Annotated in this window: 11 protein-coding genes; 5 read left to right on the forward strand and 6 right to left on the reverse strand. The window is 65.1% G+C overall.

From position 1 onward, the window contains the following. Positions 1-10: 10 nt before the first annotated feature. Positions 11-598 (forward strand): aminoacyl-tRNA hydrolase, encoded by a 588-nt coding sequence (pth, locus tag MTX34_RS03200; protein ID WP_243596226.1) that lies wholly within the window; start codon positions 11-13, stop codon positions 596-598. 91 nt (positions 599-689) lie between these two features. Here pth and MTX34_RS03205 read toward each other — a convergent pair whose 3' ends face one another. After that, positions 690-2,324 carry a fatty acyl-AMP ligase gene (locus MTX34_RS03205; RefSeq protein ID WP_243608419.1) on the reverse strand — a complete coding sequence of 545 codons (1,635 nt, stop codon included), beginning with the start codon at positions 2,322-2,324 and terminating at the stop codon, positions 690-692. A 146-nt stretch (positions 2,325-2,470) separates the two neighbouring features. Between MTX34_RS03205 and MTX34_RS03210 the strand changes: the two genes are divergently transcribed. Continuing rightward, complete coding sequence (locus MTX34_RS03210) at positions 2,471-4,165, forward strand: peptide chain release factor 3 (protein WP_243608420.1); 1,695 nt, start codon at positions 2,471-2,473, stop codon at positions 4,163-4,165. 9 nt (positions 4,166-4,174) lie between these two features. Next, on the forward strand, positions 4,175-4,828 hold the full coding sequence (gene pnuC / locus MTX34_RS03215; RefSeq protein WP_243608421.1) for a nicotinamide riboside transporter PnuC: 654 nt from the start codon (positions 4,175-4,177) through the stop codon (positions 4,826-4,828). A gap of 164 nt (positions 4,829-4,992) precedes the next feature. On the opposite strand, the gene MTX34_RS03220 is transcribed toward pnuC, so the two are convergent. Then, on the reverse strand, positions 4,993-5,217 hold the full coding sequence (locus MTX34_RS03220) for a hypothetical protein (protein ID WP_243608422.1): 225 nt from the start codon (positions 5,215-5,217) through the stop codon (positions 4,993-4,995). 70 nt (positions 5,218-5,287) lie between these two features. Here MTX34_RS03220 and MTX34_RS03225 point away from each other — a divergent pair, with 70 nt between their 5' ends. Next, complete coding sequence (locus MTX34_RS03225) at positions 5,288-5,641, forward strand: hypothetical protein (protein WP_243596221.1); 354 nt, start codon at positions 5,288-5,290, stop codon at positions 5,639-5,641. A gap of 10 nt (positions 5,642-5,651) precedes the next feature. Here MTX34_RS03225 and MTX34_RS03230 read toward each other — a convergent pair whose 3' ends face one another. The 4 genes from MTX34_RS03230 to MTX34_RS03245 form a co-directional block, all read right to left on the reverse strand. After that, the gene (locus tag MTX34_RS03230; RefSeq protein ID WP_243608423.1) at positions 5,652-6,650 is read right to left on the reverse strand and encodes an enoyl-CoA hydratase/isomerase family protein; all 999 of its coding nucleotides are present in this window, start codon (positions 6,648-6,650) and stop codon (positions 5,652-5,654) included. 45 nt (positions 6,651-6,695) lie between these two features. After that, on the reverse strand, positions 6,696-7,379 hold the full coding sequence (locus MTX34_RS03235; protein WP_243608424.1) for a DUF4166 domain-containing protein: 684 nt from the start codon (positions 7,377-7,379) through the stop codon (positions 6,696-6,698). A 79-nt stretch (positions 7,380-7,458) separates the two neighbouring features. Continuing rightward, a complete protein-coding gene (locus tag MTX34_RS03240; RefSeq protein WP_243596218.1) occupies positions 7,459-9,255 on the reverse strand; it encodes an ABC-F family ATP-binding cassette domain-containing protein in 1,797 nt (598 codons plus the stop codon). After that, on the reverse strand, positions 9,255-10,190 hold the full coding sequence (locus MTX34_RS03245) for a 4-(cytidine 5'-diphospho)-2-C-methyl-D-erythritol kinase (RefSeq protein WP_243608425.1): 936 nt from the start codon (positions 10,188-10,190) through the stop codon (positions 9,255-9,257). The genes MTX34_RS03240 and MTX34_RS03245 overlap by 1 nt, the downstream gene beginning before the upstream one ends. Positions 10,191-10,513: 323 nt before the next feature. Between MTX34_RS03245 and MTX34_RS03250 the strand changes: the two genes are divergently transcribed. Further along, a partial coding sequence (locus MTX34_RS03250; protein ID WP_243608426.1) for an IS110 family transposase occupies positions 10,514-11,032 on the forward strand: 519 nt, incomplete at its 3' end.

Genomic DNA, 11,032 nt, shown 5'->3' on the forward strand with positions numbered 1-11,032 from the left:
AATGACGACCGTGAGTGTTGACCCCGAAGCGCCGGCCCTGATCGTAGGCCTCGGCAATCCCGGCCCGCAGTACGAAAAGACCCGCCACAACGTCGGATTCATGGTCGCCGACGCCCTGGCCGGACGCGTCGGATCGACGTTCTCCTCGCACAAGAAGTCCAACTCCGACATCGTGCAGGCTCGCCTCGGCAGTCGCTCGGTGATCATCGCCAAACCGCGCACCTTCATGAATCTCTCGGGCCAGCCGGTCGCGGCCTTGGCTCGATTCTTCTCCGTCGACCCGGCGAACGTCGTGGTGGTGCACGACGAATTGGACATCGACTTCGGTTCTCTGCGGCTCAAGCTCGGCGGCGGCGAAGGCGGCCACAACGGGCTGCGCTCGATCTCGCAGCATCTGAGCACCAAGGACTACCTGAGGGTTCGCGTGGGCGTCGGACGTCCGCCCGGACGAATGGATCCTGCGTCGTTCGTGCTCAAGCCGTTCTCGGCCGCCGAGCGCAAGGATCTCGGCGTCGTGGTCGAAGAAGCCGCAGACGCCGCCGAACTCCTGCTCTCCGCCGGCCTCGAAGCGGCCCAGAACAGGGTGCACCCTCGCTGAACCTCACACCCTTTTTCTGAGGCGCGCGCCCCTTCTCGCTTCCGAGGGCGCACGCGCACCCCGCACAAAGGGTGTGAGGTCTCCCCCAGTGTCAGTTCAACAGCGACACCGAATTCGCCCGTCGCAATTTGCCGCTCGACGTCTTCGGAATACTGCCCGGGCCCAACACCGCAACGGTGCGTGGCCGCACACCCACCTCCGAGTGCACCGCGTGGATCACTTCGCGTTCGATGCGCTTGACTTCGTCCGGATTGTCGATGTCGTTGGTTTCCACTGCCACGGCGAAACTTTCACGCTTGTCGCCTGCATCGAGCCGAATGGCGACGGCATTGCCCGGCCGCACACCTGCGACAGTGCCCGCGGCCCGTTCGATGTCGGTCGGATAGATGTTGCGACCACCCATGATGATGACGTCCTTGATGCGTCCGCACACGACCACCAGTTCGTCCTCGGTGATGTAGCCGACGTCGCCGGTATCGAGCCAGCCGTCGGCGTCTTGCGTCGACACCGGGCCTTCGACGGTGATGTATCCGGGCGTGACGGCCTTGCCCCGCACCTCGATGATGCCGACGCCACGGGCGGTCAGCACCTGCCCTTCCTTGTCCACGACGCGACCCTCCAACCCGGGAACGAACTTGCCGAGCGTGGCGAGAGATCGGGTGTTGCCACGGGTGGACGGGACGGCGCGTCCCAGGGTTTCGAGCAGATCCGCGTCGACCACGTCGATCACCTGCCCCTGGTCGGGATCCGGAATCGACACTGCCAGAGTTGTTTCCGCCATGCCGTACACCGGAGCGAGCGCCAACGGGTTCAGCTTGTACCGAGCACCTGCCTCGGCGAGGGCGATCATGGTGTCCGGATCGACCGGCTCGGCTCCGTTCCAGGCGTACCGCAGAGTCGACAGATCGAGATCCAGATCGTCCTCGGCCTGACGCAAGCGCCGCGCCAGCAGCGAGTACGCGAAATTCGGTGCTGCCGTGACAGTTCCACGGTATTTGTGAATCAGCTTGGCCCACAACAGTGGTGAGCGCAGAAAGTCCAGCGGAGTGATACTGACGACCTCGGCACCGACCTGCATCGGCACCGACAGAAAGCCCACCATCCCCATGTCGTGGAACAGTGGCAGCCAGCTGATCATCACGTCGGAGTCGACATCGAATTCGATGCGGTCGATCATCGCGTACGCATTGACGTAGAAGTTCTCGTGCGTGATCCGCACCGCCTTCGGCGAACCCGTCGAACCGGACGTGAGTTGCTGCAGCGCGATATCGGATTCGGCCGTCGGCACCGGATCGATGTCGCGACCGGTCTTCATGTCCTCGATCTTCAGCACGGTGATGCCGCGCTCCTCGAGCACCGGTGCGGCGATGTCGAACGGAGCCCCCAGAATCACGGCCTTGGCCTCGATCATCCGCACGACGGTCTCGGTGTCCTCGCCCCAGACGGCGAGGTCGGTCCTCGGAGTGGGCTGGTGCAGCATGGTCACCGATCCCCCGCGCATCCACGTCGCCTGGCACGCGGGCGCGATGTCCACCGGCTGACCGGCCAGGATGCCGATCGCGTCCCCGTGTTCGACGCCTGCGTCCGCGAGAGCACCGGCCATCCGACGCGCCTGCTCGTGGATCTCACCCCAGGACTGCCGCAGCGCCTCGTCGGGCTCGCCGGTGACCAGACCGTGCTTGCTGGTGCTCGCGGTCTCGAACATCTCTTCGGTGAACTTGCTCAACGCGCATCTCCTCGTGAGGGATCTCCCGGCCCACCGTTCACAGTAGGCACTCCCGCCCCGACCGAGGGGGACAACGGGCCGCGTATCCTTGATTTCTGCCCCGGCGACCGATTCGGTGCCGCCCTTGCTAGGAGAATGAGGTTTTCGTGAGTACCCCGTCCAGCACCCCCGACGTCGACGCAACGCTCGACGGGTCCGGACCGGCAACGCTCGACGAGCCCGGCCCCTCCAAGAGCCCGGCCAAGGAGCTCGAGACCGAGGTCGCGAGGCGTCGAACATTCGCGGTGATCTCGCACCCGGACGCCGGTAAGTCGACGCTCACCGAAGCTCTCGCCCTGCACGCACGCGTCATCTCCGAGGCCGGTGCCATTCACGGCAAGGCCGGCCGCCGCTCCACCGTCTCGGACTGGATGGAGATGGAGAAGGCCCGCGGTATCTCGGTGAGTTCGACTGCGCTGCAGTTCAATTACCAGACCTCCCCCGACGCCGAGATCACCAACGTCATCAACCTCGTCGACACCCCGGGCCACGCCGACTTCTCCGAGGACACCTACCGCGTGCTCACCGCCGTCGACGCGGCCGTGATGCTGATCGACGCCGCAAAGGGCCTCGAGCCGCAGACCCTCAAACTGTTCCAGGTGTGCCGCCAGTTCGGCATCCCGGTCATCACCGTCATCAACAAGTGGGATCGCCCGGGCCAGTCGCCGCTCGAGCTGCTCGACGAGATCGAGTCGCGGATCGGCCTGACGCCGACGCCCCTCTACTGGCCCGTCGGCATTGCCGGCGATTTCCGCGGGCTGCTCGACGTGCAGGACGGCAGCTACATTCGCTTCACCCGTACCGCCGGCGGTGCAACCATCGCGCCCGAGGAATTCATGTCGGCCGAGGCAGCCGCCGAACGCGAGGGCGTCGACTGGGACACCGCCGTCGAGGAGAGCGATCTGCTGATCTCGAGCGGTCAGCAACACGATCAGGAGATGTTCCTGGCCGGCCAGACGTCGCCGGTGATCTTCGGCTCGGCCATGCTCAACTTCGGCGTCCGGCAGATTCTCGACACCCTCGTGGCTCTCGCGCCGTCACCCGGCCCACGTGACGACGTCTCCGGCGGCGTACGCGAGGTCACCGACCCGTTCAGCGCCGTCGTGTTCAAGGTGCAGGCAGGCATGGACACCGCCCACCGCGACCGACTGGCATTCATGCGCGTGGTCTCCGGAGTGTTCGAGCGCGGCATGGTCGTCACGCACTCGCAGACCAAGAAGCCGTTCACCACCAAGTACGCGTTGACGGTGTTCGGTCGCGATCGAACGACCGTCGAGAATGCCTACCCCGGAGACATCGTCGGCCTCGTGAACGCGACCGCCCTGGCTCCGGGCCACACGCTCTACACCGACAAGAAGGTCGAGTTCCCCCCGATCCCGTCGTTCGCACCCGAGCACTTCTCCGCACTGCGCGTCGACAGCGCCGACAAGTACAAGAAGTTCCGCCGGGCCGTCGAGCAGCTCGACTCCGAAGGCGTCGTGCAGGTGTTGCGCAACGACATTCGCGGCGATGCGTCCCCGGTTCTCGCCGCCGTCGGACCCATGCAGTTCGAGGTGGTCACCGCACGAATGAAGACCGAATTCGGCGTCGACGCTCGAATGGAACCACTCGGATACTCCTTGGCCCGACGCACCGACGCGGCCTCGGCGGTCGAGTTGGGTCGCCAACGCGGTGTCGAGGTGTTCACTCGCACCGACGGCGCGCTGTTGGCACTCGTCAGCGACAAGTGGCGGCTGCAGTACATCCAGAAAGAGATGCCCGAGCTGACTCTCGAACCACTCGTCGCCGCCGGCGATCAGTAGCCTCTTCAGGTGCTGATCGAGCTGCTCGACGCCGAATTCAGTGTCTTCGGCAACCCGGTGCTGTGGCGTGAGGTGGTCGGAAACGGCTTCGGGTTGCTCTCCGCGATCGGTGGGATGCGACGCGTCGTGTGGGCGTGGCCGGTGGGGATCATCGGAAATGCGTTGCTGTTCACCGTCTTTCTCGGCGGCGTGTTCCATACGCCGCAAGCGTTGGACCTGTACGGCCAGGCCGGTCGGCAATTGATGTTCATCGCCGTGAGCGTCTACGGCCTGGTGCGCTGGATGCGCGATTCCAAGCAGACGGGGTCCGCCGTTCTCCCACGGTGGGGCACGACGAGGGAGCGGATGGCGATGGTCGTCGTCGCGATCGTCGGCACGGTGGTGTTCGCGCAGTTGTTCGGCTATCTCGGCTCGTTCGGCAAGTGGGCCGACGCGTGGATCTTCACCGGATCCATGTTGGCAACCTTCGGAATGGCGCGGGGACTGACCGAATTCTGGTTGATCTGGATCGCAGTGGACGTAGTGGGCGTACCACTGCTCATCATCGCCGGTTTCTACCCGTCCGCCGCTCTGTACCTGGTGTACGCCGCGTTCGTCGCCTGGGGATTTGCCGTGTGGTTGAGGATCCAGAACAAATACATCGGTCAAAAAATGGCGTCATAAACAATCGTGATGCTACTCTCAGCGGGTCCGAACAAACTCAGAGTACGTTTTGGCGTGCTCGACGCCGAGCGACTCGTCCTGATCGATATCCGATCGTGACATCTCGGCGCGGAACCACCTGGGAATCACGATGAAGTGGAAGACGACATGACAAAGGGATCGAACTACCCATTGGCCGGGATCAAGGTCGGTGGCGCTCCCGCGCATCGTTTGGCGACGCCGCCGACGTCCGATTCCACTTCACCCATCAGTGGTCGCACCGATTCTTCGGCGGCAGCGCCCGCCGAGAAGGCGGCCGAGACCTCTTCGATCGAGAAGTCGACGACAGAGGCCACGTCCACCGAGAAGGCGTCCGCAACAACGCCTGCACCAGCACCGTCGACCGCCACCGTTTCAGCGCCCACCCGCGCGGATCGACGTCGTCCAGATAAGCCCGCCACGGAATCGAACGAGGTTGAAGTGACTACAAGCGATCAGATCTCAGAACACGGCCTGCCCACCAACGGCCGCTCCACATCTCACGGCTCCAGCGCCGGCACCTCGCCGTCGCTCGGTCGGGGTCAGGCACCCGACCGTCGCACCGCCATGGGCGTCGCATCGGTCCGTATCGCAGGACGCTTGACCCAGAACGAGCTCGGCAGCCGCACCGGCGACATCCGCACTCCCGACACCTCCGTCGGCCCCGACGAGCTTCTCCAGCTCCTGGGCGAGTACCTCGTCTCGGGCGGCCTGCAGAACCCCGAGATCCACGTTCGCTCCAACGGCCAGACCATCGTGCTCGACCTGCAGAACCCCGCCAAGGGCTACCGCTGACCTCTGCCGGTCACAGCAGTCGCTGGAACGCCTCTGGTCGCACCATCTCGAGTACCAGAGGCTTCCATTGCGGCGCTCGATCCTTGTCGACCAACACCGCACGAACACCCTCGGCGAAGTCCGGCTCGGTGATGATCCACGTCGCCACCCGTAGTTCGCGATCGAGGCATTCGCGCAACGTACTGTCGGCCCCGCGTGCGATCAGCGCGTCGGTGGCCATCAGGGACGTCGGCGACAGCGTCGCCAGTTGAGTCTTCGTCGTCCGTGACCACGATGTGTCGCACACCAACGCGTCGATGATGTCGACAAGAGATTCCTTCTCGAACACTGCCGCCACCGCCTCCGCGTCGAAGGACAGCTCAGCCGTCGGCGGTGCGGCGGTGTAGCGATCCAACACCTCGTGCACGTTGACGCCTGCGAGGATGTCCGCCTTCAGAGCAGACACCGACTCGCTGGGGCAGAAGTGCGTCGCCAAACCCAGTGCGAGCGCATCGGAACCGGTGATCCGAGTTCCCGTCAGCGCCAAGTACCGTCCGACACGGCCCGGTAGGCGCGAGAGAAAATAGCTCGACCCCACATCCGGCACGAAGCCGATCGCCGTCTCGGGCATGGCCAACACCGCGTTCTCGGTGACGATGCGGATGCTGCCATGGATCGAGATACCCAACCCACCACCGAAGGCCGCAGCCTCGATGACGGCGATGTACGGCTTGGGGTAGCCGGCAATCACCTCGTCGAGGTCGTACTCGGCCGCGAAGTACTCCCGACCTGCCTCGTCGTCACCGTCGACGACGGCCTGCCGAATGGCCTTGATGTCTCCGCCCGCGCAGAACGCCCGCGGCGAACTACTGGTCACCAGAACGGAACTGACCGCGTCGTCGTCACGCCACGCCTCTAGGGCGTCGCGGATGCCCTCGATCATGGCACCGTTCAAGGAGTTCAGTGCCTCCGGCCGGTTCAGGACGATATGCCCCACGCCACCCGCGATCTCGGCTTCGACAACGGCCACTGTTGACTCCTTCACACGCAGATCGTTCGACGCGTAACAGTAGCGCTATTCGCGAGACTCGACCGACCGCGGACGCGCGTCACCCGGGATATCGGCAGGCGCACAGGGCCGCTCCTCCGCAGTGAACCACCCGCGGTACAGGAACAGCTGACCCATCACGGGACTCTCGACCTTGATCTCGATGCGATGCCGTTCCTCCGACGCGTCCCACCACTCCCGGCCGATGGTCAGCGCCGAGGCCACCTTCGGCAATTTCGGTGCCACAGGGCCGAGGAGGAATCGCGGCACCTCGCTCTCGAGAATCAGACCGCCCTCGGCGTCCACCTCACATCTGGTGTGCACCACCATGTCCGAGGAGAAGCCCAGATAGTCCAGGGCATACGCGTCGGACTCGGCGGAGGACACCATCACCGAATTCATTCCCTGCGGGCGACCGGGGAAGGCGAAGCGACGCACGAAAGACAGTGTCTCCCGGCCCAGTTCGTCGACATACGCATAGTTGGCGATGGTGAACGGCACGTCCTTGCCTACACCTGCGGGGAACAGACCACGCTTGCGTCCGGCCCACAGCAACGGCGGCGGAACCAGCCGAGAATGGGTCATCTCCTCCATCACGCCCACCCCGAACTGAGCGAGATGATCCGAGGACTGCAATCCGAAACGCCACTGGACCTTGGGATGCAGACGGGCGAAATCCGAACCGAGTACTTCCGCGACGACCGATGTCATGACTCCAGTATGCGCTGCGCGCACGTGCACGAAACTTCGTAGTGGACTACGAAGTTCCGTTCACATGCGGCGGAGCCGCTCACTCCAGCTCGGCGGCCAGTTCCATCCATCGTTCCTCGGCGACATCCTTGTCGGCGAGGACCTGCTTGAGTTCGGTGTCGAGGGCGACGAGCTTGCCCGGCTCGGTGGACGCGTCGACGAGTTCGGCGTGCAGCTCCACCTCACGCTTGGAGAGTCGAATCACGAGCTTCTCGAGCTTGCTGAGTTCCTTGCGAGCCGCGCGTTCGGAGGCGGCATCTCGGGTTGCCTTCCGCGGTGTGCCGCCGGTGGTCAGCGAGTCCGGCGTTGCGTCGGCCGCGAGGACGGCCCGCCGGCGCAGGTACTCGTCGATACCGCCGGGCAGGTTGGTGAGCTTGCCGTCGCCGAACAGTGCCCAGGTGGAATCGCAGATGCGCTCGATCAGGTACCGATCGTGACTGATGACGACGAGAGTGCCCGCCCAGCCGTCGAGGATGTCCTCGAGCTGCTGCAGGGTGTCGATGTCCAGGTCGTTGGTGGGCTCGTCGAGCAGCAGCACGTTCGGTTCGGCCATCAACACGCGCGTCAGCTGCAGCCGACGGCGCTCACCGCCGGAGAGGTCTCCGACGGGGGTGCGCTGCCGCGCCGGGGTGAAGCCGAGCCGTTCCGCGAGCTGCCCGGCAGAGATCTCTCGGTCGCCCAGGGTGATCCGCTCGGCCACTTCCTTGACCGCATCGAGAACCCGCAGCTTCTTGGGTAGGTCGTCCAATTCCTGCTTCAGCCAACCGATCTTGACGGTCTGGCCCTGGATGCGCTTACCGGAAGCCGGCTGCAGTTCACCGGCGAGCGTGCGGAGCATCGTCGTCTTACCCGAACCGTTGACGCCGACGAGACCGACGCGCTCACCGGGAGCAAGTCGCCAGGTGAAGTCCTTCACCAATTCGCGGCCGTCGGGGGTCTCCAGGCGCGCGTCCTCGAGTTCGATGACGACCTTGCCGAGTCGGCGCTGAGCAAAGGAGGACAACGCGACGGAGTCACGCGGGGCGGGGACGTCGGCGATCAGAGCCTCGGCCGCCTCGATGCGGTACTTCGGCTTGGAGGTACGGGCCGGGGCGCCGCGGCGCAGCCACGCCAGTTCCTTGCGCGCGAGGTTGCGTCGACGCTCCTCGGACGCGTCGGCCTGACGGGACCGCTCGGCGCGAGCGAACACCCAGTCGTTGTAGCCGCCCTCGTAGGCCTCGACGCCGCCGCCGACCACTTCCCACGTGCGATTGGCGACGGTGTCGAGGAACCAGCGATCGTGGGTGACGACCACCAGCGCACTGCGACGGCTGACCAGGTGTGCAGCCAACCATTGCACGCCCTCGACGTCGAGGTGGTTGGTCGGCTCGTCGAGGACCACGAGGTCGAGATCCTGAACCAGGGCCGCTGCCAACGCAACTCGTCGACGCTCACCACCGGAGAGATTGTCGATCGGCGCGTCGAGTCCCGAGCTGCCTGCGGGTCCGAGATCGGCAATACCGATGCCCGTCAGGATGTTTCGCACCCGAGAATCTCCGGCCCACTCGTGCTCGGCCATTCCGAGTGGGTCGAGGACCACCTGGCCGACGGTCGACCCGGGCGGCAACACACCACGCTGGGTGACGACGGCCATCCGCAGGCCGTTGACTCGGCTGACGCGTCCCGAATCGGGCGGCTCGATGCCGGCGAGAACTTCGAGGGTCGTGGTCTTACCGCCGCCGTTGAGGCCGACCATGCCGATGCGTTCACCCTCCTGCACGCCGAGAGAGACGCCGTCGAGCAGCGGTTTCACGCCGAAGGACTTACTGACGTTTTCGAGATTGACGAGATTGACCATCAGGAAAAACCAATCGATTCGCTAGTGACAACACGAGCACCGGGAACCGGTCCACTCGCAACACGGACGGTGCGGCACACGCCGGCACCGGACAATTCAGCGCTCACCGACACCGCCGCGTCGGCGTCGGCGCACAGGAACGCGCAGGTGGGGCCCGAACCGGACACGATGCCGGCCAACGCCCCGGCGGTGACTCCCGCGCGCAGCGTGCGACGCAACTGCGGCATCAACGACACCGCAGCGGCTTGCAGGTCGTTGCCGAGCAACGGCGCGAGCGCACGCGCATCGCCGGACGCCAGCGCATGCATCAGATCCTCGGTGCCGCCGAGGCGAGGCGGATTGCCCTTGGCGCGCAGCTCGTCGAGTTCGTTGTAGACGGCAGGCGTCTGCAGACCGCCCTTCGCCAACGCCAGCACCCAGTGAAAACTGTTGCGCGAGAGCACCGGAAGCAGCTTCTCCCCGCGCCCGGTTCCGACCGCGGTGCCGCCGTGCAACGAGAACGGCACGTCGCTGCCGAGCTCGGCCGCCACCTCGTCGAGCTCGTCACGGGAGAGATCGAGATGCCACATCGCGTTCAGTGCCACCAGAGTCGCGGCAGCATCGGCACTTCCGCCTGCCATCCCACCGGCCACCGGAATTCCCTTGTCGATGGTGATCTCCACCGACGGCTCCCGCCCGACCCGACGCCCCAGCAACTCCGCGGCCTTCCACACCAGATTCCGTGAATCGGTGGGAACCACTCTCGCGTCGTCGCCGCGCACCCGAACCGAGAGTGCCTTGGCCGGAATCACCGACAGTTCGTCCGAGAGCGAGAGCGCCTGGAACACAGTCGTCAGCTCGTGGAAGCCATCGGGGCGCAGGTCACCGACCGAGAGATGCAGATTCACCTTCGACGGGGCCCGAACGACGACGGGTGTGGGAACGACAGACAGCACGAGTAACCACAGTAGTGGAGAAACAGCGGCCGAGTTCACCACCAGGGCGGGGTCCGGTGGGTACTCAATGTGACTGTGAGTATGAATGTGTCCGGTGATACTGGATATCTGCGGTGGGTTGGGGCCTGACTCTCAATGTGACCGACGCCCGGTGGGCTGTCCTTCGAACGATGTGTCGGTACCCGACCCGCTGTTGCTGCTCACACGCGACCGGTGGGGCGAAGTGACTTCATAGGAGCCTGTCCAAAGAGTCCCATCACAGTCTTGTCCGCCGTCCCCGGCCGGTGCGTGGCCACCACCACGAAGGGATAGCCATGTCCAGCATGACCGACAATCCACCCGATGTCAGCACCACCGTCTTCGTCGGCGTCGACACACACAAGAACACCAATCACGCCGCGATCATCGACCACCTCGGACGCGAGGTCGGCGACCGAGAATTCCCCACCACCGCCGCCGGCCACGTGGACCTGATCGCCTGGATCACCGCGGCCGGAAAGGTCGAGCGAATCGGAGTCGAAGGTACCGGCAGTTATGGATCGACTCTGGCCACTGCGCTACGCCTGAGCGGGCTCGAGGTCGTCGATGTCGATCGCCCCGACCGACGCTCTCGCCGCTTCCACGGCAAATCCGACCCACTCGATGCCCATTCCGCAGCGCGCGCAGCATTGACCGGAAAGGCCACCACCACACCGAAGGCCCACGACGGCAACGTCGAAGCGGTCACACAACTGAAATCGATGATCGTCAATGCCCCAGAAGGCATACGCGCCGAGCTCCGTCAGCTCACCGACGCGCACCTGTTCGCCGCATGCGCAGCATTGCCACACGCACCGCGTCGG

The organism is Rhodococcus sp. ARC_M5 (assembly GCF_022810405.1).
GTDB lineage: Bacteria > Actinomycetota > Actinomycetes > Mycobacteriales > Mycobacteriaceae > Rhodococcoides > Rhodococcoides navarretei.

Excerpts from the sequence above, each read along its gene's own strand:
- MTX34_RS03235 (WP_243608424.1), bottom strand. The coding sequence starts at position 7,379 with ATGACATCGGTCGTCGCGGAAGTACTCGGTTCGGATTTCGCCCGTCTG.
- MTX34_RS03240 (WP_243596218.1), bottom strand. The coding sequence starts at position 9,255 with ATGGTCAATCTCGTCAATCTCGAAAACGTCAGTAAGTCCTTCGGCGTG.